Annotated in this window: 13 protein-coding genes; 7 read left to right on the forward strand and 6 right to left on the reverse strand. The window is 35.1% G+C overall.

The features are described from left to right. Positions 1–3: 3 nt before the first annotated feature. Entirely contained in the window at positions 4–2,118 is a 2,115-nt protein-coding gene (locus ACOOWA_RS02820; protein WP_421373082.1) for a S8 family peptidase, read from the reverse strand. Between the two features lie 247 nt (positions 2,119–2,365). Here ACOOWA_RS02820 and dnaE point away from each other — a divergent pair, with 247 nt between their 5' ends. From dnaE to ACOOWA_RS02835, 3 genes are all read left to right on the forward strand, one after another. Then, positions 2,366–7,036, forward strand: coding sequence for a DNA polymerase III subunit alpha (gene dnaE, locus ACOOWA_RS02825; protein ID WP_421373083.1), 4,671 nt, complete (start codon positions 2,366–2,368; stop codon positions 7,034–7,036). 275 nt (positions 7,037–7,311) lie between these two features. After that, positions 7,312–12,477 carry a T9SS type A sorting domain-containing protein gene (locus tag ACOOWA_RS02830; protein WP_421373084.1) on the forward strand — a complete coding sequence of 1,722 codons (5,166 nt, stop codon included), beginning with the start codon at positions 7,312–7,314 and terminating at the stop codon, positions 12,475–12,477. A gap of 296 nt (positions 12,478–12,773) precedes the next feature. Then, positions 12,774–15,440, forward strand: a complete 2,667-nt coding sequence (locus ACOOWA_RS02835) for a fibronectin type III domain-containing protein (RefSeq protein ID WP_421373085.1) — start codon at positions 12,774–12,776, stop codon at positions 15,438–15,440. A gap of 278 nt (positions 15,441–15,718) precedes the next feature. Here ACOOWA_RS02835 and ACOOWA_RS02840 read toward each other — a convergent pair whose 3' ends face one another. Beyond that, complete coding sequence (locus ACOOWA_RS02840; RefSeq protein WP_421373086.1) at positions 15,719–15,877, reverse strand: hypothetical protein; 159 nt, start codon at positions 15,875–15,877, stop codon at positions 15,719–15,721. Between the two features lie 43 nt (positions 15,878–15,920). After that, a complete protein-coding gene (locus tag ACOOWA_RS02845) occupies positions 15,921–16,748 on the reverse strand; it encodes an ion transporter (protein ID WP_421373087.1) in 828 nt (275 codons plus the stop codon). A 56-nt stretch (positions 16,749–16,804) separates the two neighbouring features. On the opposite strand from ACOOWA_RS02845, the gene ACOOWA_RS02850 reads away from it, so the two are divergent. Both ACOOWA_RS02850 and ACOOWA_RS02855 read left to right on the forward strand, forming a co-directional pair. Continuing rightward, complete coding sequence (locus ACOOWA_RS02850; protein WP_421373088.1) at positions 16,805–17,902, forward strand: Nif3-like dinuclear metal center hexameric protein; 1,098 nt, start codon at positions 16,805–16,807, stop codon at positions 17,900–17,902. A 2-nt stretch (positions 17,903–17,904) separates the two neighbouring features. Continuing rightward, a complete protein-coding gene (locus ACOOWA_RS02855; protein ID WP_421373089.1) occupies positions 17,905–18,681 on the forward strand; it encodes a zinc ribbon domain-containing protein in 777 nt (258 codons plus the stop codon). A gap of 437 nt (positions 18,682–19,118) precedes the next feature. Here the strand turns inward: ACOOWA_RS02855 and ACOOWA_RS02860 are convergent, their stop codons facing one another. Beyond that, positions 19,119–21,458, reverse strand: coding sequence for a reprolysin-like metallopeptidase (locus ACOOWA_RS02860; RefSeq protein ID WP_421373090.1), 2,340 nt, complete (start codon positions 21,456–21,458; stop codon positions 19,119–19,121). A 403-nt stretch (positions 21,459–21,861) separates the two neighbouring features. Between ACOOWA_RS02860 and ACOOWA_RS02865 the strand changes: the two genes are divergently transcribed. Beyond that, on the forward strand, positions 21,862–22,788 hold the full coding sequence (locus ACOOWA_RS02865) for a DUF4349 domain-containing protein (RefSeq protein ID WP_421373091.1): 927 nt from the start codon (positions 21,862–21,864) through the stop codon (positions 22,786–22,788). A 140-nt stretch (positions 22,789–22,928) separates the two neighbouring features. Here the strand turns inward: ACOOWA_RS02865 and ACOOWA_RS02870 are convergent, their stop codons facing one another. Continuing rightward, complete coding sequence (locus ACOOWA_RS02870) at positions 22,929–23,294, reverse strand: hypothetical protein (protein ID WP_421373092.1); 366 nt, start codon at positions 23,292–23,294, stop codon at positions 22,929–22,931. 24 nt (positions 23,295–23,318) lie between these two features. Continuing rightward, positions 23,319–24,458, reverse strand: a complete 1,140-nt coding sequence (locus tag ACOOWA_RS02875) for an acyl-CoA dehydrogenase family protein (protein ID WP_421373093.1) — start codon at positions 24,456–24,458, stop codon at positions 23,319–23,321. A 240-nt stretch (positions 24,459–24,698) separates the two neighbouring features. Between ACOOWA_RS02875 and ACOOWA_RS02880 the strand changes: the two genes are divergently transcribed. Next, complete coding sequence (locus tag ACOOWA_RS02880) at positions 24,699–26,477, forward strand: AMP-dependent synthetase/ligase (protein ID WP_421373094.1); 1,779 nt, start codon at positions 24,699–24,701, stop codon at positions 26,475–26,477. Positions 26,478–26,479 lie beyond the last annotated feature (2 nt).

A 26,479-nucleotide genomic window follows, 5' to 3' on the forward strand; every position in this document is an offset into this window, starting at 1 on the left:
TACTTATTCTTTAATAACTTTTTTAGAAATAATGTCTTTACCTGTGTTTATTTCAATCATATAAACACCGTTTGTATAAGAAGAAAGATCTACAGAAGCTTCACTACCGTTGATTGTTCCGCTTTGAAGTTTTTTACCTGAAAAATCATATACGTTGTAAGTTGATTTTTGCGGAGCTTTTAAAACTTTTACGATATCTTTGGTAATCGTTGGAGCTACAATAATCCCATCAGTAGCTATAACATCTTTTGTACCTAATACAACTTGATTATAGCCGGTAACCATTATTGAATAGTTTTGTGGAGCAGCAGTTCCTGCATCATTTACTAAAGTACCCTTATTGGTAATTTCAATACGATAATTTCTGTTTGCAACAGGAGCGTCAATCACAACTTGTTCAACGTTATCAACTGTATTATCTGCTTTTGTAGCTGGAGTCATTGGACTGTTGGCGTCTAATTTCCAAGGATAATAAACAGTATTAGTTGTTGTATCAATAATTCTTAAATCAATATCATTAATTAATTTTGATGATCTGTTATTAAATACATCTGATACAAATTGATAGTTTGGAGTATATTTTGGGTCTAACCAACTGATTGTAACTTTTAAAGGTTCAGTACCTGAAGCTCTCACTGTTTTAGAATTTGTTGTTCCGCTAGTTAATGTTTCATCAGTAAAAACTACTGATCCATTAGATTTCCCAACTAATAGTTCTGCTCCTTTCTTAGCATTTATGAATCCCCAACCAAACCACGGATCTGGACCAACATTACCTGCCTCGGATGCGGAGTGAATAGTAAGAACTTTCGCAGAAGAAGCATTAAGCAAAGCATTATTGAAAAGTTGTTTGTTAATTTGAGTCCAAAGACCAATAATTCCTGTAACAACTGGTGCAGAAAATGATGTTCCGCTACCTCCTGCCCAAGTTGTGCTTCCTGCAGCAGAAGTAGCAGCATAATAAACGTCTGTTCCAACAGTTGAAATATCAGGCTTAATACCACCATCATCTCTGGGTCCTGCACTGCTATAACTAGAATGTACAACGTCCGTAGAAGTTACATAACGGTTGTTATTTGTTGCAATAATATCCGTAGCACCTACTACAATAATGTTTTTTGCAAGTGATCCTGTACCAATACAATCATAACCTAAAGAGCAATTGTTCGGAGGCAATGTATCTGTTGCGTTAAAAGCAACAGCTCCAGATGACGAATTATAGTATGTAGGTGCAGTTGAACCTGTACCTGTAGGTCCCATATTAAAATAATTTCCGGAAGATTTTACAATAATATATGATGGATTGTTGTAAGCTATTATATCGTAATTATAATCATTTGTATTATAAGTACCCTGATAATCATAAAATGTATTTCCCGACTTGAACCCATTATATGTGAAAGAAGCATAGCCAGTAGAATTATAAGCTTCTGTCCATCCTGAGTTTACCCCATAAGAGTGATTAGAGATGTTAGGCTGTGCGATCAGAATTTTTTGAAAGACTGAACTTGTTGTGGTATTGCCGGGTAAAGTCGTTGTGCTGAACATGTAACTGTCCATCGTAGAATTTATCGCAACTCCTTTTGCGTTGCCTACCAATACTTGATTCGGAGCTGTTCCTGAGTAAAGAGGAGTATCTTTACCTCCAATAAAACTTCCAACGCCTGTAGAATGATCAGAATAACTTTGAGTTGAAGCCTCTTTATTGGTAATCCTTCCGGTAGCGTTGTTAAAGGCAGCATGTGATTCATAAATTCTACCACCATCAAAAACAGTATATTTTATGTTTTCACCGTTAAAAGCACCAGTCAACCCGCTAATATTACCGGCAGTATTTAAAAAATCTGAATTTGCATTTAGCAATTGCTTTGTATCCTCTTCCTGTAAAAAATAAGGAACATCGAGATTAAAGCCAGCTAATCTGCTTCTTAAAGATTCAACTTCTTTTTGTTTTGCTGCATCAAGATTTGATCCGTACACTTTTGCAACATAGGAATCAAATTTTGTATTATTCTCTTTATTTTGTTTTGCAAATTCTCTCATCAAAGTATCATTGTTGCTTTGGGCATTTATCAGAGAAATCGCCAATGTACCTATTAAAAGTAAATGTTTTTTCATGATAGAATATAAAAATTATTACACGATTTAATTAGCAAATATATGAATTAATACTTTTCTATGATATAATAATAAGAAAATAACAAAAAAAAGTACACAATTTATGCTGAAGTATTTATATTTGATGATAATTAATGAAAGGTTGAGAAAAAATGCTTGCTTAATGTGGTCGGAAAATTTTATTATTTATTAAAAATTGAACTAACTTTACATTCTTTTTTAATCTAAAAACTCGAAAAAAAGTTACATGTATTTAGTTTTTGACACAGAAACCACGGGTTTACCAAAGAATTTCAACGCACCGCTTTCAGACTCAGATAACTGGCCGAGAATGGTTCAGATTGCGTGGCAATTGCACGATGATGACGGAACTTTATTAGAAAATCAGGATTATATTATAAAACCTGAAGGGTACGATATCCCCTTTAATGCGGCAAGAATTCACGGGATTACCACTAAAATTGCCAATGAAGAAGGTCGTGATTTAGAAGAGATTTTAAATGAATTTACAAAAGTTTTAGAAAAAGTAAGAGTTGTTTCCGGACATAATGTAGAGTTTGATTACAACATCGTCGGAGCCGAATTTTACAGAAAAAATATACAGGATAATCTTCAGGCAAAACCAAAAGCCGATACTATGATTCTGGGAACAGATTATTGTCAACTCGGTGGTGGAAGAGGAGGAAAATACAAATCTCCGAAACTTGAAGAATTATACGAAAAACTGTACGGACATAAATTTGATGAAGCCCACAACGCAGCTGCCGATGTAAATGCAACGGCTCAGGTTTTCTTCGAAATGATGCGTATCGGAATTATTCCTGCTGAGGTTTTGAAAACTTCGGAAGATCAGCTGGCGTATTTCAAAACGCTTCATCCAAATCCCGTAAAGCCTTTTAATATTATTATCAGAAGGCAGGTTGCAGATTTCAACAACAAGAAAAAACAATCTGATGTCGGGAGTATTGACGATATCGATTTAGGAAAATATTTTAATTTCGATAATAAAAGTGTTTTCTCAACCTTAACGGCGACTTCCAGCATTAATGATTTAATTAAAAAAGCGACAGACGAAAATTTCCCAGCCGTTGGAATGGTGGATTTAGGGAATATGATGGGTGCTTTCAAATTTGTTTCTGCAGTTGAAGGCGCGAATGGTGACCGAGCTAAAAAACATAAAGACTATTTAACTAAAAAACAGGAAGCCGAAGAAAACGGGACGGAATTCAATGAAGAAGAACCTGTTTCTGAACCTTTGATTCCTGTGGTAGGTTGCGAATTTTATATTTCAGATAGATACGAGCAAAAACAGTTTACCAAAGATGATCCTGACCGAAGAACGCAGGTTGTTTTGTTGGCGAAAGATTTTAATGGCTATAAAAATTTAGCAAAGCTTTCAAGTATAGGTTTTCTTAAAGGGTTCTACTTTGGAGTTCCGAGAATCAGTCGTGAAGTGATTGCAGAATATAAAGAAGGGATTATCGCTTTAACATCGGGGATTCACGGAGATATTCCGGATGCGATTCTTAATACCGGTGAGCAAAAAGGTGAGGAGCTTTTTAAATGGTGGAAAGATACTTTTGAAGACGATTTTTATGTTCAGATTCAAAATCATAAACTGCCTGAAGAAGAGCATCTGAATGATGTGTTATTGCATTTTGCAGATAAATATAATGTCAAGCTTTTAGCACAAAATCAAACTTTTTACACCAGTAAAGATGATTCTAATATTCAGGATATTGTAAGCTGTATTAAAGATGGTGAAAAACTGACAACGCCTGTCGGAAAAGGCTTTGGAAAGAGAAGAGGCTTGGCAACAGGAGAATATTATATCAAAAATTCTCACGAAATTAAAGAGGCTTTTCTGAATTATCCTGATGCATTCGATGCATATGAAGAATTTACGGCAAAATTTAAATCTTATACTTTAAAAAGAGACGTTTTACTTCCAAAATTTGATATTCCTGAAGAATTTATTCATGCTGAAGATGAAATCGATGGCGGTAAACGTGGTGAAATGGCTTATTTAACACATCTGACTTATGAAGGTGCGAGAAAAAGATACGAAGCAACCGGAATTACTCCTGAAATCAAAGAACGTCTTGATTTTGAACTCGAAGTTGTAGCGAATACAGGTTATCCCGGTTACTTTTTAATTGTACAGGATTTTTGTAACGAAGCCCGTAAAATGGGCGTTTGGGTCGGTCCAGGACGTGGTTCTGCAGCAGGTTCTGCTGTTGCTTATTGTACAGGAATTACTAATGTAGATCCAATTAAATACGATTTACTGTTTGAGAGATTCTTAAATCCGGAAAGGGTTTCGATGCCCGATATTGATATCGACTTTGATGATGAAGGCCGTGATAAAATTATAAAATGGGTAGTAGAAAAATATGGTAAAAATCAGGTTGCGCAGATTATTACCTACTCGGTTTTAGGCGGGAAATCAGCGATAAAAGATGCCGGAAGGGTTTTAGATTTACCGATTCCTGATACGATTAATATTACAAAACTGATTCCTCCAAGTCCGGGGATGAATATTGCAAAAGCTTTATCGAAATACGATAAGCTCAAACCTGAAGAACAAATGCTTGTCGATGAGATGAAGTATGTTCTGAATACACCCGATGATGCCCGTCACGACGTTTTGTCGAGTGCGAAAAAGATGGAAGGTTGTATCAGAAATACGGGAATTCACGCTTGTGGGGTGATTATTACGCCAGAAGATGTAAGTAATATTATTCCGGTGACAATTGCGGCCAAAGATGCTGATATTTTAGTATCGCAATTTGATAACTCGGTGGCGGAAAGTGCGGGTCTTCTGAAAATGGATTTCCTGGGTCTTCGAACTTTAACGATTATCAAAGACGCTTTAAAACTGGTAAAACAAAGACACGGAATTGATATTGACCCAGATGTGATTCCTTTGGATGATGTCAAAACGTATCAGTTATTTAAAGAAGGAAGAACGGTGGGGATTTTCCAGTATGAAAGTCCGGGTATGCAAAAATATATGCGTGAACTGAAGCCGACAGTTTTTGCTGATTTGATTGCGATGAATGCGCTTTACAGACCGGGTCCGATTAAATATATTCCAAACTTTATCAATAGAAAACACGGAATTGAAGAAATTGTTTACGATTTAGATGAAACCGAAGAATATTTAAAAGAAACCTACGGAATTACCGTTTATCAGGAGCAGGTAATGCTTCTGTCTCAGAAATTAGCCAATTTTACCAAAGGTGAGGCCGATACGCTCAGAAAAGCGATGGGTAAAAAACAGATTGAGGTTCTGAATAAAATGTATCCGAAATTTATTGAAGGCGGAAGAAAAAATAATCTCAATGAGGAAAGATTAGAGAAAATCTGGAATGACTGGAAAGCCTTTGCTGAATACGCATTTAATAAATCTCACTCGACCTGTTATGCATTAATTGCTTATCAAACCGCATACTTAAAAGCCAATTATCCTGCAGAATATATGGCGAGTGTGATGAGTAATAATATTAACAACACTGAATCGATCACCATGTTTATGGAAGATTGTAAAAATATGGGTGTTGATGTTTTGGGTCCTGATGTAAATGAATCTCAATATAAATTCTCGGTAAATGAAAAAGGGCAAATCCGTTTTGGATTGGGCGCTATTAAAGGAATTGGTGAAGGTCCGAGTGAAGCAATTACGAAAGAAAGAGCCAACGGAAGATTTAAAAATATTTATGATTTTTTCGAAAGAATTTTGCCTTCGCAAATGAACAAAAGGGTGGCAGAAAGTTTGGTTTTAGCTGGTGGTTTTGATGAGCTGGATTCTTATCATAGAGGTCAGTATTTTGATATTGACATGGCGGGAAGAACAAATCTGGAAAGATTGATTCGTTACGGACAAAGCTTTCAGGAAAGTAAAAACGAAATGGAACATTCTCTATTTGCAGATTTTGCGGAGGAAGTTCAGATTGAGCAACCAAAACTGGCATCTTGTCCGGAATGGCCGAATATGCATAAATTAAATAAAGAAAAAGAAACGATTGGATTTTATCTTTCGGCGCATCCGCTAGATGAATTTAAGTTTCAGTATCAATTTATGCAGGGAAGTTTGTCTAAAAAAGCAGTTTTAGAAAAAGATGAAGAAGCGAAAATAGTTACCGATGAAGTACCGATTCTGGAAAAAGATTCTGTGGATGAGGTGGCAGATTTAATTGAAATTGTTTCCGATGATATTGTAGCAGGCGAAGAAGAGGAGGTAATTGAAGAAGTAATTAAAAAAGCTGAGCCAAAAGGTGTTTTTGGATTTTTAAATCTTGATGAGGTTGATGCTTATAAAGAACAGGCTTTTGCAAATAAGCAGGAAGAATTATTCGAGGAAAAGAAAAAAGACTGGAAAACTTTACAGAAAGAAAGAGAAAACGGCGGTGGCGGAAAAGAATATACTGTTGCCGGTTTAATAACAGAATATGTTGTAAAAGATGGTTTCAGAAGTGGTGAAAAAGTAGCTTTCTTGACTTTGGAAGATTATTCAGGTTCATACTCCTTCAGATTAGGTGATCGTGATTATATGAAATTGAAAGACAGGCTTGAAGTGCAGCGTTTTGTGATTTTAAAAATAAAATTTGCTCAGGTAAAAGATGGTCGTGTTTTTGTGAATGTTGTAGATGTTATTGAACTTCAGGAAGCATTTGAGAAATTTGCAAAAAGCATTTCATTAATAATGGATGTGATGGATTTTCGACCGGAGGATTTAAGTTTTTTCAGGAATGTTTTGGAGCAAAATCAAGGAAATCAGAAATTCAAATTTTATATCAAAAATATTGATGATGATACTCATATTGAAGTTCAGTCGATGAAGCATTCAGTTAATTTGAATGGAGATTTAATAAAAAATATACAGATTCTTAATAAATATGAATTTTATTTGAATTAATTTTAATAAAAACATTAAAATATAAAATCGCAATTCATCTATGGGTTGCGATTTTTTTTATTTAATTTATTGTTAAATAGATAAATTTAATTTGTTATAATGTTTTGATAATGTGGTGTTTATATTTATTGGTTTAAAAAATAATTAAATGATTGTTTAGTGAATTTTTATTAATTCAGCGTCATTTTTAGCATGTTTTCAAAAAATTAACAATTTTTTTGAATTTGAATATTAATATTTATTAATTTAGCCCTCTAATTTTAATTTAACTGAGTATGAAAAAAACTTATCTTTGGCTCTCGTTGGTCGGCGGTTTTGCTACAATGTCAGCACAAACCACGTACTATTCAAAAGCCTCTGCCACAGATTTTACAGCTGTGAGTAGTTGGGGTACCGCTACCGATGGTACAGGTGCATCTCCAACAAGCATTAGTAATGCAGACAATTTTGTTATACAAAATGCTTCTGCAATGACGCTCCCTAATAGCGCCTCTGTAAGACAACTTACTATTAATTCCGGAAGTTTAACTGTAGCTGCAAATACCCTTACGGTGAGTAAAGCGGGAGCATTTGATTCAACTTTGAGCGCTGTTGGTGGGACTTTGACAGTTTCAGGAGGAAATGTTGTCGTAAATGGTAACTTTAATCTAGGAGCAGGAGGTAAACTAAACCAAAGCGGAGGAACAATTTCAGTAGATGGAAACAATGCTGGTTCTGCAACAGGTAGTGTGGCTTCTGGTACATACATTGTAAATTTTGCTCCAACTGCTAATACAGATATTAATCTTACAGGCGGGAACTTTGTTATTGTTGATCCGCATTATACAACTACTTATACTTTTCAAGTAACTGCACCTACAGCCGGTGCAATTGCTGCCACAGGAACCCATACATTTAAATTTGGTGATGGTGTTTCTGCGGATAATGGAAGTACTAATGGTTTTAATTTTTACAGTTGGGCCGGAACAGGTATTTTTAAGTTTAGGAATGTTATTTTAGATACAGTTACTGGAGGATCGAATAGATTTTTTTACGTTAGTAGTACATTTTTTAATACTGTAATAACTGGAGATTTAACTATTAACGCCGGTGCTGAATTTAGAAATTCGGGATCAAGTACTACAACTGGAGCTAGTTATTTTGCAGGAAATATTATAAATAACGGAACCTTTACAAGTTCAGGAGCAGTATATTTGGCGGATGCCACATCAGCTACATCTACTAGTTTAACTGTTTCTGCATCAACGAATTCTCAAACTATTTCAGGAAGTGGTGTTTTTAGAAATGCAACAACTTCACCTACAGCTAACTTCGCGAGTCTAACAGTTAATAACACTAGTGCTGGAGGAGTGAATTTTTCTAATGCTAATTCATTATTAAGTGGAAGTAATACGGGTACAGCATCTGGAACTTTAACATTCACTAACGGGGTTGTAAATACGGGTTCTAACGCTTTTGTATTAGGTGTAAGTGGAACTACATTAGGATCACTTAGCTATACGGCAGGTGGTTTTGGGACAGGTTCTACATTTAGCAGATGGTTTGGAACAACAGGATCAGGAACTACAATAGCTGCATCAACTGTGCCAACAGCAGGAGCAGGTACTTATCCTTTTGTAATGGGAAATCCAGTAAGTGGACTTGCTGCTGATCATTTCCACAGAGCTACAGCAGCTTTAACTACTGCGGGTCAAATGGCTGTTAAATTTAACGGAGCAACAGGAACATCCGCTATTACTCCAATCAGTGAGGGGTCTTTAAATTATGACAGGCAGACAAATGCCAATTGGGTAGTTACTACTTTGGCAGGATATGCTTCTTCTGCTACACATAATTTTGCTATTCAGGGACAGGGTACTTATACGGCAGCATCTCCTAACGTTGTTGTTTTAAATAATGGTGCTTTGGTTGGTACAGCGCAAGCTGGTAGCAGTTTGCCAATGGGGCAAAGGATAAGCATTCCCGCGACCAATGTTGCAGCTACTTATACTTTAGGAGCTATTGCGGCAGAATTTCCGATAGAGTCTGCGCAATCAGGTCCTTGGGCAAGTACAAGCACATGGGTAGGAGGTGTAGTGCCAAATTGTGCAAATGCAGCAATTTTATCAGGTCATACTGTAACTGTAAGTTCTTCAACTACAGCAACACCAAGTAATATTATTATTAATACCGGAGGTGCTTTATCTTTAACTGGAGGGTCTGCTACAGTAGGTTGTGTTAATAAAAATAATTATGTAAACAACAATGGTACTTTATCAGTATCAGGAGGAAGCTTAGTTGTAAATGGAAACATTAATAGTGCTTCAGGTTCTACCTTCGCTCAAACGGGTGGAAATATAAATGTGGATGGAAATGATGCAGGTGCTACAGCCACAAGTGTTGCTTCTGGTACAAATATTGTGAATATTGCTACCGGCAATGTTACACTTACTGGAGGAAATATGACTGTGGTAGATCCTCATGCGGCTAATAGTACAAGTTCGTATGCATTCTCATATTCTGGTGGAACTGCTATTGACAACACTGCAGGCTGGACTTTAAAGTTTGGTGATGGATCTTCTACCGATGCGGGAGGAACTACTGCAACAGCTTCAGCTGTTGGAGGATTTATTTGGAACAATGCAGGAAGTAAAATATATTTTAATAATGTAATAATAGACGGAGCATCAGGAACAAATAGATATGTGTCAAATTCCTCAACTATTGGTATTAATACATTAATAATTAATGCAAATGGAGAGCTTAGAATACCAACATCTGGAATAAGTATTGCAGGTAACTTTACGAATAACGGTACATTTACTCATACTGCTTCTACTTTGAGCTTCCAAAATTTCCAAAATTCAACTTCTTCAGCTTCTACGATACCTCAAACTATTTCAGGAACTGGTGTTTACAGAAATAATATTGTTACAGCAAGTTCTACTGCTAATTTTAATTCAATTACGATTAATAATAGTTCTGCAACGGGTGTCACGTTTGCAGACGCAAATTCTTTGTTGAACGGAGCAAATGCAGGTACCGTATCAGGAACCTTAACCTTAACAACAGGATATGTAAACACAGGTGCTAATACCCTTGTTTTAGGAACTTCAGCAACTTCAAACGGAACTTTATCTTATGCAGCAGGCGGATTTAGTACAGGTAGTACCTTTGCAAGATGGTGGCCTACAACAACTGGTGGAGCAACTATTGCAGCAAGTGCAACTCCTTCAGGAACAGGTGTCGGTGTATATCCTTTTGCTACGGGTGGATCTTCTTCTTTTGCAGCGCGTAACCTATATTTAAATCAGACAGCTGCAGCTACAACCGGTGGAAAAATTGCAGTAAAATACACTGATGTTGCGGGTGTAAATACTGTAAGTATTGTAGACGGAGCTTACACCGTAGATACACAAGCAAAATCTAACTGGACGGTTTCTCAATCAGGAATTACAGGAACGCCTACATATAGTATGGCAATAAACGGACAAAATATTTATACTGCTGCTACTGGAAACAGCAGAATCACTTTAGCATCTGCTCCGGCTTTGGGTACACACCAAACAGGAACAAATTATGTGAATGCACAAAGAACGGTTGTTCCACTATCTAGCTTGGCTGATACCTATTATTTAGGTATTGCCACTTCGGATATTCCTTTTATATCTATAGCAAATGGTAACTGGAATGCTGCTTCTACCTGGAATAAAGGTACGATACCAACTTGTACGGATATAGTGCAAATTGCAACTGGTACAACGGTGACTGCAAATTCTGCAGGTAATAGCTCTAAAAATGTTACGATCAATGCTGGAGGAACATTAGTAAATGCTTCAGGAGATTTGACAGTGGGTTGTACTCTTAAAAATAATTTTTTAGTAAATAATGGAACATTAACAGTTTCAGGTGGTATACTAAATGTTAATGGTAATGTAAATAATGCAAATGGATCAACATTTAATCAATCAGGTGGAGATATTATTGTTGATGGTAATGATGCAGGTGTAGTAGCTAATTCTGTTGCTTCTGGTACTAATATATTTGGTTTTGGTACTTCAGGAACAGGTGCTACATTAAATTTAACAGGTGGTAAAATCGTTATTGTAGATCCGCATGCCGCAACTTCAGCAGCAGGAGGTACTTCAAATGGACACGCTTTCGTTTATTGGGGTAATGGTTACCGTGCAGGAGTAAATCATACAATTCAATTGGGAGACGGAGTTTCTACTGATGCAGGTGGAAATACAAGTGGTCTTCAGTATAATACTTGGCCAGGTACTGGATATTTTATTGCTGGTAATTTAGTTATTAATTTATCTACGGGTACAAATAGATTTGTTGTACCTCCTTATGCAGTAGGCGTTGAAAAAGATTTAACAGTTACTTCTGGTGAGTTAAGACTATCTGGTTCAAAAATTAATGGTAATATTGTAAATAATGGTACACTTACTTCTACAGGTACTTTAGAATTAGCATTATGGGGAGCAGATTTAACGTCTTCTACTTCTAGCGTTGCCTCTACAAATGCACAAACTATATCTGGTACAGGTGTGTTCAGAAATTTAGCAGCTTCGCCTACCGCTAATTTAACTAGCTTCACAGTAAACAATACAAGTATAAGTGGCGTATCCTTAAATGTGCCTTTATCAATAAGTGGAACTTTAACACTTACATCAGGTAAAGTAAATACAACTTCTGCTAACTTATTGACACTAGGTACTGCAGCAGCAGCAGGTACTTTATCTGGTGGATCAAGTACTGCATACATAGCTGGACCGTTTGCAAGAACTATTGCTAATGCAAATACGGCTTCAACTTATATTCATTATCCTGTTGGTAAGACTGCCTATGCACCAGTTTGGTTAGCTCCGGTTACGACTTCTGTCGTTAATATGAAAGCGGAAGCATTCGACACTAACTCAGGAACAGCATCTATTGCTACAATTCAAAATTTATCTACAAAAAGATGGGAAGCACCTTTAGTTTCTGGTACTTTCTCAACAATTAATGTAAGATTAGGAGAGAATGCAATTACGAATGCTAATTTCCCTGTAATAGCACCAACAGCAAATGGAGTATATGATAGTTTGTTTGGCACTACCGGTACTTATGCGGCTGGTACACCAAATACTACACAATCTACTACTGCATTAGCAACTGCTGATTATACAGGTTTTCTATCTTATGCAGAATTAGCAGCTGCACTTGGTACAAGTGAGATGGTTTCTAATGCAAAAGGTATAAAAGTTTATCCAAACCCATTTGCAGATGTATTAAATATCTCAGACGTAAAAGAGGTTAAATCTATTTTGATTTCAGATATGTCTGGTAAAGTTGTTAGAACATTTGCAAAACCGGAATCTGCAATTCGTTTAGGAGATCTTAATTCAGGAATGTATTTAGTTATTCTTAATATGAATGATGGTTCTAAGCAAACGATTAAAGTAATTAAAAAATAATTCTTTAAAATTTCATTTATAAGATAGCGGCCAATTGGTCGCTATTTTTTTTGATACATAGTAAGTTATTTATTAAAGTCTTGAAAAATTAAATGCTTTAATAAATAATTATCAATATGCTTTTAATTATAAATCTTTAACATTTGTAAATGATTCTGATGTATAATCTTAAGAATTAATATTTTTCACTGTATTGGGTGTTTTTATTAAATTTTAAATAAATATTTATTAAAAATATTATTAAATAATTGTTAAAAAGTATTAAATTTATTATTCTAATTTTTAATCAATTAAATATGAAAAAAGTTTTATTAATGTACCTCTTCTTAATAGGTACTTTTATTTCAGCTCAGATTACTCTTGGGTCTGGAACGACAAGCGGGGGTGTCTCTACATCGGTAGCTACCGTTCCGTGGAGTACGTATTATGGTTATAGTTATACTCAGCAGATTTTAACCAAGGCGAACATCAATGCAAATGCAGCAGGTAACATTACAGGGTTAAAATTTTATTTGGCATCTGCACAATCTTTAAGTAATTCAAATCAGGTAGTTGTTTATTTAGGACATACAAATAAAACAGCATTTTCTTCTTCAACAGATTGGATTCCTGTTACTTCACTTACGCAAGTTTATAGCGGAGTTATCACAAACGCTTCAGGTGTTGTGGAAATAACTCTGTCTACTCCATTTCCTTACGATAACGTAAATAATTTGGTGATTGCAGTGGATGAAAATAAAGCGGGAGATGATGGTGGAGAACATTTTTATGCATATACCAATTCTGCAAATAATACCTTGTACTACAGGAGTGATACTGTGAATCCTGACCCTGCTGCACTCACTCAATCGGGCAGTAGGTCTTCAACTCAATCTGTGGTTACTTTAGTGGGGCTTACACCAAGTGCTATTCCTGGTTGCCCAACTGTTACAGCTCCTGCAGCTGCTGCAACTGCTGTTTCAGTTACTCCTACAATAACTTGGAATAGTGTCGGTATTGCGACAGGTTACAGATTATCAATGGGTACAACACCAGGAGGAACTGATGTTTTAAACAATGTAAATGTAGGAAATGTAACAACTTACACAGTTCCAACTGCTTTGCAATTTAATACCCAATATTATTATACTTTAACGTCTTATAATGGTTCAGTATCATCTACAGGATGTACTGAAAGAACTTTTACAACAGGTAGCATTACTTGCCCTGTAGTTTCGGCACCTGTTGCATCTGCTTCGGGGGTATCTTTGACACCAACAATTACTTGGGCGGCTACTCCTGGTGCTACAGGGTATAGAATTTCAATGGGGACATCTTCTGGTGGAACTAATATAATGAATAATGTAGATGTTGGAAATGTGGTTACTTATACATTGCCTACCTCTTTGAACCATTCTACAATGTATTATTATACTGTTAATTCTTACAATGGAGGACTTAGTTCAACATCTTGTTCTGTTAGGAATTTTTCAACTGTATGCAGCGCTATAACTCCTGCTTATACTAATAATTTTTCAATCTTTCCTGGTGTATGTTGGGCGCTTGCAAATGGAGGAAGCCCTGCTACGGGAGTAGGAACTGGAACTACAAATTACTGGTACGAAACAGGATTTTTATATTCAGGATTTACAGGTGCAGCTACTATCAATTTGTATGATGTGAATAGAGCAGGTTGGCTTATTTCTCCTGCCTTCAATTTATCTGCGGGTGGTTATAGGGTTAAATTTGATTATGGTGTTACAGGTTATAATGTAACTACAGCAAGTGCAATGGGTTCTGATGATGTAGTGCAGTTTGCCGTATCGTCTGATGGTGGTACTACATGGACTGTTCTTCAAACTTGGAATGCGGCAAATGCTCCATCTAATACGTCTAATAGTTATATTTATAACCTTACTTCAACGACAGGTTCAAATGTGAAATTTGCATTATTTGGAAGCGATGGTACTGTTAATGATGCGGAAGATTATAATTTTTATGTAGATAATTTTGTGGTTGAAACAATACCAACTTGTGATGCTCCACAAAGTGTGGCTGTAGGATCAGTAACCAGTAATTCTGCTTCTTTATCGTGGGTAGCACCAACACCTGCACCAGGTAGCGGATATGAATATGTTTATTCAACAACAAACGCTACTCCTACAACAGGTACAGCTACTTCTGCTTTGTCAGTACCACTTTCTCCTTTAGCTCCGGCTACCACTTATTACTATTGGGTAAGAGCAGCTTGTTCATCCAGTTCTAAGAGTGTATGGGTTACTGGCTCATTCACTACACTTGCAACACCGCCTGCAAATGATAATTGCTCTGGCGCAATCGTATTAACGCCGGGAAGTAATTTTGCACAAAATGCAATAACTACAACAAACGCTGGTGCCACAAGTGATGGTACACCACAGTCTTGTCAGACAAATGCAAATAATAATATTTGGTATTCTGTAGTTGTTCCTCCTTCAGGAAATCTAACAATAGAGACAAAGGCAGCAACAGGTTCTCCATATACTGATTCTGTAATTAATGTATTTTCCGGAACTTGTGGTTCGTTAGTAAATGTTGCTTGTGATGATGATAGTGGTGATGATGCTTTCTCATTAGTTTCTGTTACTGGTCAAACACCTGGTTCTACCTTATTAGTTAGTGTGTGGAGATGGAGTAATAGCTCTGTTGTAGATGGAGCTTTCAGACTTTCTGCTTACGACGCTAGTTTATCGACTTCTGAAGCTACGGGTACAGTGAAAAATAATATCAAAGCTTACCCAAATCCATTTGCTGATGTATTGAATATTTCAGATGTTTCAAATGTGAAATCTATCTATGTGATGGATGTTTCAGGTAAATTGATTAAAACTTTTGATAAGCCGGAATCTGCTCTTCAATTAAGAGAATTAAATTCAGGAATGTATTTGGTTGTTCTTAATATGAAAGACGGTTCTAAGCAAACTATCAAAGCAATTAAAAAATAATTTATTTCATATTTTTAAATAAAGAGACTGGTCAACTGATCAGTCTCTTTTAGTTTAAAATAAAAATGGATGTCCGTATTTGTAATAATTTAATTTTTAGCTCCATTTTTGTTATTCTGAAAGAATTTCAACACACTGAAATAAAATGATTTAGATTTCTTTGTAAACAAAAAGACTGTCAATTTTAGCATTATGATTAAAAAACTGACATTCATAAAAATAAAAAAGCTTTCCGTTGTAATTACAGAAAGCCTTAAATTTTTGGTTGAAATTTTTTATCAATTTGGTTTTACAGGTTGCACTTCCCCGGTTGGCATACTTTGGAAAAGTTCAGGAAGCACAAGTTGCAAAATAAAATACACAATAACGGTGAGTACAATAAGAGAGAATAAAATTACAATTGCCTTATTAGGAGTATTTTTCTTTTCTGGTTCCATGATTTTGTCGATTTAGGTTAATAGATTAAATTGTATAAATCTACTAAGCCAATTTCTTGCCACACTGTTTGCAATAGCGCGCATCATCATCAATATCTTCGTTTCCGCAACGTTCACAGACAAGTTCAAGATTCTGTCTTTTATTTCTCATTTCGGCAGTTACAATTCCTGTAGGAACAGCAATAATTGAATAACCAGCCAACATTAAAATGACAGCAAAAAATTTCCCCATTGGAGTTATAGGTGATACATCTCCGTATCCGACTGTTGTAACTGTAACTACCGCCCAATAAATAGATTGCGGAATGGTTTCAAAACCAGGTCTTCCACCTTCCACCATAAACATTAAAGAACCCACGATCACCGAAAAAATAATTAAAAACAAAAGGAAAATATAAATTTTTCTCGAGCTGTTTTTCAACGCTCTCACAATCACCGTTCCGTCATTCATAAAATCCAAAAGATTAAAAACCCTGAAAACTCTCAGCATCCTCAGCATTCTGAAAATCAGAAAATATTTGGTGACAGGAAAAAAGAAACTTAAATAAAAAGGAACCAATGCAAGAAAATCAATAATTCCGAAAAAGCTGAATATGTAATTTTTTTTATTTTTTAAAACGGCAATTCTAGACCAGTATTCTGCAGTAAAAAAAATAGAAATCACCCATTCAGTAATAATAAAATAAACGTGAAATTTCTTATCAAGCATGGGAACACTTTCCATCATAATGATAAAAGTACTTACCAAAATGAGCGATAAAAGAATAACATCAAACAGTTTTCCGAGTTTGGTATCCGAGCGGTAAATGATGCGGTACAAAAATCTTTTCCAGAGTTTATCTCCTGCAACAAGATTGTGCTCTCTTTCCATAAGTGGTTTATTTTAGTAAAATTATAACTAATTTCGTAACAAACTTACAGAATAAAATGACAATAAAAGAAGTAATTTCTATCATAGAAAATCAGATCGCAATGCCTCAAGCTGAAGATTTTGATAATGTCGGGCTTTTGTGTGGATTTCCGGATCGTAACGTAAGTGGTGTTTTGTTTTGTCATGATGCTTTGGAAAACGTTATCGACGAAGCAGTTACCCGAAACTGTAATCTGGTTGTTTGTTTTCATCCGATTATTTTTTCGGGTTTAAAATCTCTGACCGGAAAAAATTATGTCGAAAGAGCGGTTTTAAAAGCTATCGAAAATAAAGTAGGGATTTATGCCATTCATACAGCTTTTGACAATGATTATTTTGGAGTAAATGCTGGAATTTGTAATCAATTAGGGTTAAAAAATCTAAAAATACTTCAGCCTAAAAAAAATAATGTAAAACAATTAACGGTTTATGTTCCAAACGATTATTCCGAGCAGTTAAAAGAAGCACTTTTCTCAGCTGGAGCAGGAAATATCGGTTTTTATGATGAATGCAGTTTTACAATCGAAGGGAATGGAACTTTTAAACCAACTGAAGGCTCAAATCCTTTTTCAGGACAGCAAAATGTGAGAGAAAATGCCGGTGAAAGCATGATTTCTGTAATTTTTGAATCATTTAAACAAAATCAGATTATTGCTGCAATGAAACAAGCACATCCTTACGAAGAAGTGGCGCATCAGATTTATTCTTTAGAAAACGAAAATCAGTATTCAGGTTTAGGAATGTACGGTGAATTTGATCAAGAAATAGATGAAAGAGACTTCTTAAGGTTTATAAAAGATAAGTTTAATATTGAAATGATTAAACATTCAGATTTTACCCATAAAAAAATCAAAAGAGTAGGAGTTTTAGGTGGTTCCGGAGCAAGCGGAATAAAATCTGCTTTGGCTAAAAAATGTGATGCATATATCACCGGAGATCTCAAATATCACGATTATTTTCTGGCGGAATCTAAAATGCTGATTTGTGATGTAGGTCATTATGAATCAGAACAATGGGTTGCGCAACAATTATTTGAAATTTTGTCGCAAAAAATTAGTACATTTGCAATCTTAAAATCTAGTGAAAAAACAAACCCAGTAAATTATTTCCTTTAGATATGGCGAATATAACCGAAATTTCAGTTGAAGAAAAATTAAGAGCTTTATATGATTTACAGATCATAGATTCAAGACTAGACGAGATCCGTAACACAAGAGGAGAATTGCCAATCGAAGTTGAAGATCTGGAAATTGAGATCGAAGGTCTTGAAACAAGAGCTGAAAAATTTCATACAGATATTAAAGAGCAAAACGATCAGATCAATACAAAAAACGAGGTAATCAACCACGCAAAAACATTGATCGAAAAATACAAATCTCAGCAAGACAGCGTAAGAAACAATAAAGAATTTGAAGCGCTGGGAAAGGAGATGGAATATCAGGAACTTGAAATTCAGCTTTCTGAAAAGAGAATCAAAGAATTTGGGGCTAAAATAGCTCATAAAGAAGAAACTTTGAATGAGTTGACTACAAAAATCGACGATTTGAAGAATCACCTTAAATTCAAAAAAGAAGAATTGGAAGGTCTTATTTCCGAAACTCAAAAAGAAGAAGAATATTTAATCGAAAAGTCTAAAGAATTTGCTTCTAAAATTGATGCAAGATTATTAGCTTCTTACAACAGGATCAGAACAAGTTCTTCTACAGGTTTAGCGGTTGTAGGTCTTGAAAGAGGTGCTCCTAAAGGATCATTCTTCACCATTCCACCACAAAAGCAAATGGAAATTGCTCAGAGAAAGAAAATCATTATTGATGAACATTCAGGGAAAATCCTTGTTGATGACGAATTGGTAATGGAAGAAACTGAAAAAATGAAATCTGTAATTAAATTTTAATTACCCGTTTCTTACAATACAAAAGCTGTCTCATATTTTGAGACAGCTTTTTTGTGTTGTGGTGATACTAAAAAGTTTAAAGATATTTTTATATGCTTTATTCTGACCTGTCAATAGCTTTTATGATAAAACAATCTTCCGTTGAATCACAGCGAAAAAATTTAATACGCAGAACCAATGTGATATACTATTTTGAATCAAATAAATTCCAACAATTTATCATGATATCCGTAATTGATAATGCTTAATTTTTAAGAGTTTGTTTGCCTTTCCATAGAAATCTAAACTGCTTTATTTTCAGAATGATTAGATTTCTCCGGAATGATAACATGACTGCTGATTTAAAAGCAAAAACCAAAGCAACATTGTGCTTTGGTTTTTGTTATCTATTTTATCCTGTCAACCTATCAGATTTTTCCGACAGCTTTATCAATAAATTACTTACGTAACATTAATAATTTTTTCACGATTTTTTGACCTTGCAATTCAAGCTCAATCATGTAAGCTTCAGTTGGTAAGCTTCTCAGATCAATTTTCTCTAAATGTTCAGAAAAGAAAAGACGATTTCTTTTAGGAACAACCAATTTCCCATCCATTGAAAAAATGGTGTAAGAGAATGAGTAAGGCGCAAGAGGCGTTAACCTCGGGAAATCTAACTTAATGTAAACATATCCGTCATTAGAAGGTACAGGATAAATCATTAAACCATCAAATATAGATGATGGTGAAGTTCCCGGATTTCCAGGGCTTCCCGGCGTTCCTGGTGTTCCCGGTGTAGGAACTGGCGGAACTACAACTGCAGATGAGTTTATGGTGAAATTTTGAGAATTTACATTCAAAAATATATTATTTAAACCCTTTACCATGATTCTGGCATTGGGAATAGTTCCTAAACCTCCCGGAACAACATAGCTATATGTACCGCTGTTTGGTGCACTTGCAACTAAGACTGTTGGCCAGGTAAGACCTCCGTCTTTCGATAAAAGAATAGTTACATTTGGTGTACTTACTGGTGCGGCTGTTGTATTGGCTACATTCCAGGTAATAGTCTGAGTCTGTCCTTCATTCCATATAATTCCGGCAGTATTTTGAGATGTTACCACGAATGGTCCCGCAGACGCATTCACTGTAACGATCATATCATCAGAATTGTTTCCGGAACCTCCTGCTCTGTTATCACGGGTGGTGAATCTGAAGTTGTAGGTTCTTGCAACACTCGATAAAGCTTCTACAACAATGGGTGAAGCAGTACCGAGAGGACTTGAGGTTGTAGTTGCACCTACAAGTATTCTTGCCAATGGTGGGAAATATCTAAACGGAACTGTTTGCGGCGTGTAAGATCTAAAGGTTGGGCCGGTAGCTTTTGTCGCAGAAGCAACAGAGTTAGCATTGGTTTGAGAACTAGAGGCATTATCCATCTGTTCCCAGATATAAGTTAAAGGATCTGAGTTTCCATCAGTACCGCTCCCCGTAAGTACAAACGGAGTTCCTTGGGGAATAATATAATCTAAACCTGCATTTGCTGTAGGAATTGCATTTCCAGTATCTGTAACTACAGGACACGTCTTTGCTTTAATATTATTAGTAATCTGCTGAATGCTTATTGCATGGAAAAACGGATCTGAGTTCATCTGAACATTATAATTTGTGATACCCGCATATGCCATAATCGTAGAACCACCACCTGGCTCAACATTTACTCCTGTCCCTTCGTTAGCATTCGAAAATGTGTGGTTTCCTCCAAACTGATGACCCATTTCATGAGCTACATAATCGATGTCAAATGAATCTCCCGACGGAACACCATCTGCAGGAGAAGTGTATCCACGACCTTTGGTACCGTTTGTACATACACAGCCTATACAACCTGCGTTACCACCGCCTCCTGTAGCTCCGAATAAATGCCCAATATCATAATTTGCTTCTCCAATTACCGAGGTCAGGGTACTTTGCAATTGAGAGTTCCAGTTGTTCATCTGAGCTGATGGGGAATAAGGGTCAGTTGATGCATTGGTATAAATCACACTGGTATTATTAGCGATCAAAACCATTCTAGCGGCAAAATCTTTTTCAAAAACTCCGTTTACACGAGTCATTGTATTGTTCATAGCTGCCAAAGCATTTGCAACTGTTCCTCCGAAATAGGTGGTATATTCTCCGGTGCAAGATAAAGCTAATCTGAAGGTTCTTAATTTACCATCATCAGCATTAGGTCTTGCTGTAAGATTAGAATTATTTAGACCTTTTTGAGCAACATCAATTACAGTACACTCAAATTTATCTAAATTCTCTTTTTTATCAGATTTTTTATAGATAACATACCTTGAAAGATCTTTTGTATAAGGCTCTATAAAAACAGCAGATTTATTCCCATAAATTTCCATCGAAGATAATCCTAATGGAGAAATACTGAAGTAAACTGTAGAACTCGCATCATCTAAACCTATACCGACGTAAGATTTGATGTCCGGAAATTTTGCAGCCAATTCAGGATCAAAATTTGAGTTTTCTCTTACTTTAAAATCTTCAAATCTACCATTAGAATTCGGAAACGAAACAATAACATCAGATTTGCCAAACTTTTGCGGTGCTTTTGTAAGAGCATTTTTCAGACCCGCAAAATCAAGGGTGTAAACTTTGGGGTTTAAAATATTTGTTTTGTTTTCAAATACATCTGAAGGGTTATTTGGGGATGTTTCTTTCCATAGCTGTTTGGTTTGAGCCAAAAAAATAGTGGAAATAAAAAACATACCCATCACTAGTAGTTGTTTTTTCATATAATCTTTTCTTTATTTTTTATAATAATTAAATGTACTTTTCGAGGTTATTTATTCAGCGTTCTGGTACTGTAGTGTTGTCTTGTTTCATTAAAATAAATCAAAATTTTTAATTTATGAGTATTAATATTTTCATTTTGTAATTAAAAATAACTTCAATAATAATCAACAACGACGTTTCATTATGAATGTCTCAAAAAGCAAAGGTAAATATTATTATATTTCCAATGATAATTTTCTTTTAACATTTTTAACATTTAACTAAAATCTTTGTAAAATGATTTAACGAATTTTACAAATACCTGGTTTTCAATTAAATAAAATTTTACCAAAATCATACATTTCTTTTACAATCTTTGTCAAAATATCACCTCTAATTTTACTTCAACAAAAAAATAATTTTATGAAAAAGTTCATTTTATTAGTTGCTGTATCAGGCACTTTCGTAATGTGTAAAAAAGGCGAAACATCAACATCTCAGCTAGAGAATGCGATCAATGGCGCAGACAGTACTTTGGCGAATGTCGGTGAGAAAATTAATTCTATAGATAATAACGTTGATGCTGTTTTTGATTCTGCCAGTATCAGAATTAAAGATTTTGAAAAAACAAAAAGTGAAGCAGTGCAAAAAATGGAGGCAACTTCCAAAAGTATTGATTCTCTTTCCGAAAAAATTACCAATATGAAGCTGGAATCAAAGTTGGAAGAGAAAGATTCTCTGAAAAAAAATGCGGAAAAAATCGTAGTGAATGTTCCTGCTCCGAAAATTATCAAAGAAACTAAAATCATTTATAAAGATAAAACTAAAAACGAAGAACCTGTTTATAAAGACAGAATGTCTAAAACCGGCTTTTTAGAACTCAAGGTAAACGATGCGGAAACTTCTAAAGAAACGGTAAAGGAATTAGTGAAAAAATACGACGGATTTGTAAAAAGTGAAAACATTACTTCAAATAACAACGACGGAAAAATGGCTTTTATTAAACTAAAAGTTCCGATTCAGAAATTTGATTATCTGATGGATGATTTGAGCTTTACGATCGGAAACGTAGAAAATAAGACCATTGATGTGAACGGAAAGGATTTAATCAACAATACGATGTGCGATTTAGAAATCACGCTGTACGGAACTTCAGAAAAAGCTTTCGTAAAAAGTGAGCCGGAAAGTTTTGGCGGAAAATCTTTAGCCGCAATTTCTTCAGGCTGGAATGTGATTACATCTGTTTTTCTGTTTATTCTTCCGCTTTGGCCTTTGTTTGTTATTATAGGAATTGCTTACTATTTCTATAAAAAGAAGGCCAATAAGCAGTCTGAAAATAGTTCAAATTAATGATTAACGAATTTTAAGTAAATTTTAAGCCGCAAATTAAAAAACAATTGTTTTTACATGTAACTTTATCAATTCATAATTTCATTAATATTTGTGGTTTTAGTGTAAAAGAAAAGGCTCTCAATCGAGAGCCTTTCTTGTTATTTCATACTTACTACTTTATCTACAATATACTTTGTATTTCCTCTCCAGGGAAGCGTTCCGTTGTATTCTTTGTAATGAAGATCAAAAGTTTTTCCACTATTAAGTTCCAATTGTTTGAAAACTTCAGGATCTGAAACAGAAAACTCAAACTCATAGCTTGTAATGGTTCCGGTTTTTCCTTTTCCAAAACCTTCCTGAATTAATTTACCTTCATATGTTTTAAAAATATATCCTTTATTAATAGCATAATTAAGGTATCCTGATTTTACTCCTTCTCCGAAAACGAAGAAAAATTTATACCAGATAAAAACTCCAACCAGAAGTAAAAGAACTCCACCGGTAATCCACAAAGGTTTTTTCATAAATAGTGATTTTTTTTGTTTTTATTATTTTGAAATACTTCTCGAAATCACAATTTTCTGAATTTCGGAAGTTCCTTCATATATCTGAGTAATTTTTGCATCTCTCATCATTCTTTCTACATGATATTCTTTTACATATCCATATCCGCCGTGAATTTGTACCGCTTCAATCGTCGTATCCATTGCAACCTGAGAAGCGTATAGTTTTGCCATTGCTCCACTTTCAGAAATATCTTTTCCGGCATCTTTTTCTACAGCCGCCTTAAAGCAAAGCATTCTTGCGGCCGTAATCTGAGTTGCCATATCTGCTAATTTGAAAGCAATCGCCTGGTGATTGATAATTTCAGTTCTGAAAGCCTTTCTTGTTTTTGCATATTTTAAAGCCAGTTCATAAGCTCCGGAAGCAATACCTAAAGCCTGAGAAGCAATACCAATTCTACCACCGTTCAAAACAGCCATTGCAAAATTGAAGCCAAAACCGTCTTCACCTATTCTGTTTTCTTTCGGTACTTTTACATTATTAAAGAGTAAAGAATGTGTATCGCTCCCTCTGATTCCCAATTTATCTTCTTTAAGCCCTATTTCGAAACCTTCCCAACCTCTTTCAACGATGAAAGCATTGATTCCTTTATGTTTTTTTTCAGGATTAGTTTGTGCAATTACAATATAATAAGAAGCAGTCCCACCATTTGTAATCCAGTTTTTGATTCCGTTTAATAAATAATAATCTCCTTTATCTTCCGCAGTAGTTTGCTGAGACGTTGCATCAGACCCTGCTTCGGGCTCAGACAAAGCAAAAGCTCCGATTACTTTTCCGCTTGCAAGAGGGGTAAGATATTTTACTTTTTGTTCTTCAGAAGCAAATTTTTCAAGACCTGCACAAACCAAAGAGTTGTTTACAGACATTACCACAGCTGCAGAAGCGTCAATTTTTGCAATTTCTTCCATTGCCAGAACGTAAGAAACACTATCCATCCCTGCGCCGCCGTATTTTGGATCAACCATCATTCCTAAAAGTCCCATTTCCCCCATTTTTTTTACTTGTTCAGTCGGGAATTTCTGATCACGGTCTCTCTCAATAACTTCAGGTAATAGTTCTGTCTGAGCAAAATCTCTCGCTGCCTGCTGAATCATCAGCTGTTCTTCTGATAAATTAAAGTCCATAAATTTTTCTATTATATGGAGGCTAATTTACACTTTTTGAGCAAATCTGAAAACAGATTCATTAATTAGGGCTTACTCAAGGTTTTATGGGCTTTTTTAAATATTCATCAGAAATAAATATACTTTGAATTATTAAATATATTATGACATACATTTTATTAATTCTTAATCAATAAGAAGTAATTTTCACAGTTAAAAAAAATTCTTATATTTAAAATCCTAACTATATATTTGAAAATTATGTCAATCAAAAGGTTATTCGATATACCTCACTACGCTTTACAGCATTTACCTAAAAACGATATGTTTGTCACAAAATATCAGGGCGAATGGCAAAAAACGTCGACGCAGGAGTTTATTAATCAGGGAAATAAGATATCAAGAGGGCTTTTAAAATTGGGTATAAAACCTGGTGATAAAATTGCCTTAATTACTACCAATTCACGTACAGAATGGGCAGTGATGGATCTTGGGCTTTCACAAATTGGTGTGGTTTCTGTTCCGGTTTATCCAAGTATTTCTCCTGAAGATTACGAATTTATCTTCAACAATGCTGAAATTAAATACTGTTTTGTTTCAGATAAAGATCTTTTGGCTAAAGTCATGCAGATTAAACATAATGTAGCAAGCTTACAGGGAGTTTTCACTTTTGACAACGTCAGCGGAGCGGCAAACTGGAAAGAAATTCTTGATTTGGGTGAAGACGATTCAACTCAGATTGAAGTGGAGGATCTTTCAAAATCGATTAATACAGAGGATCTGGCAACATTAATTTATACTTCAGGAACGACAGGAAAACCGAAAGGTGTCATGCTGACTCATGAAAATATTGTTTCCAATGTTTTGGGGTCAATTCCGAGAATTCCAAAGAAAAAAAGTTTAGACTATAAAGATACACGAGTTTTGAGCTTCTTGCCGATCTGCCATATTTTTGAAAGAATGCTGTTTTATCTTTTCCAGTACAATGGTTTTTCAATTTATTTTGCTGAAAGCATTGAAAAAATGGGTGAAAACGTGAAAGAAGTAAAACCTCATTATATGAGCGTTGTTCCTCGTTTGGTGGAAAAAGTTTATGATAAAATTTATGCAACCGGTTCTTCAGCAGGTGGAATTAAACAAAAAATATTCTTCTGGGCTTTAAATTTAATTCAGAAAAAGAAGGAAGTTTCAAAACCATCAGGTTTAATGGAAATTATTGCAGACAGATTGGTTTTCAAAAAATGGAGAGAAGGTTTGGGAGGCGAGATTATTACTTTGGTTTCCGGCTCTGCAGCTTTATCTACAAGATTAAATTTAATGTTTCAAAATGCAGGAATTCCTATTCTTGAAGGGTATGGTTTAACGGAAACTTCACCTGTAATTTCGGTAAATTCATTCGGAAAAATGAAAGTGGGAACTGTCGGTCATCCTTTGGATAATTTAACGGTAAAAATTCAGCAAGATGGTGAGATTACTGTAAAAGGACCTTCTGTTTTTAAAAGTTATTTTAAGAATGAGGAACAAACCAAAGAAACATTTACCGAAGACGGGTTTTTCAAAACCGGAGACATTGGTCACATCGACAACGAAGGCTTCCTACAGATTACCGACCGTAAAAAGGAAATGTTTAAAACTTCAGGAGGAAAATATATTGCACCGCAAACGATTGAAAATTTGGCAAAAGCTTCGAAATTTATCGAACAGATTATGGTTGTTGGTGATGGTGAAAAAATGCCGACCGCTTTGGTACAGCCTGATTTTGAATTTGCTAAAAGCTGGGCAATGAGAAACAATCTGAATATCGGAAAAACTCCCGCTGAAATTGCAAAAAGCCCTGAGTTGAAAGAAAGAATTGAAAAAGAAATAGACAACATCAACGAACATCTCGGAAATTGGGAAAAAATTAAAAAAATTGAATTGACACCTGAAGTCTGGGGAATTGAAGCAGGACTTTTAACACCGACTTTAAAGCTGAAAAGAAAAGCAATAAAAGAAAAATTTATTGATCTTTATGATAAGATGTATGAACATCACAATTAAAA

The organism is Chryseobacterium sp. GP-SGM7, from assembly GCF_049166575.1.
Lineage (GTDB): Bacteria > Bacteroidota > Bacteroidia > Flavobacteriales > Weeksellaceae > Chryseobacterium.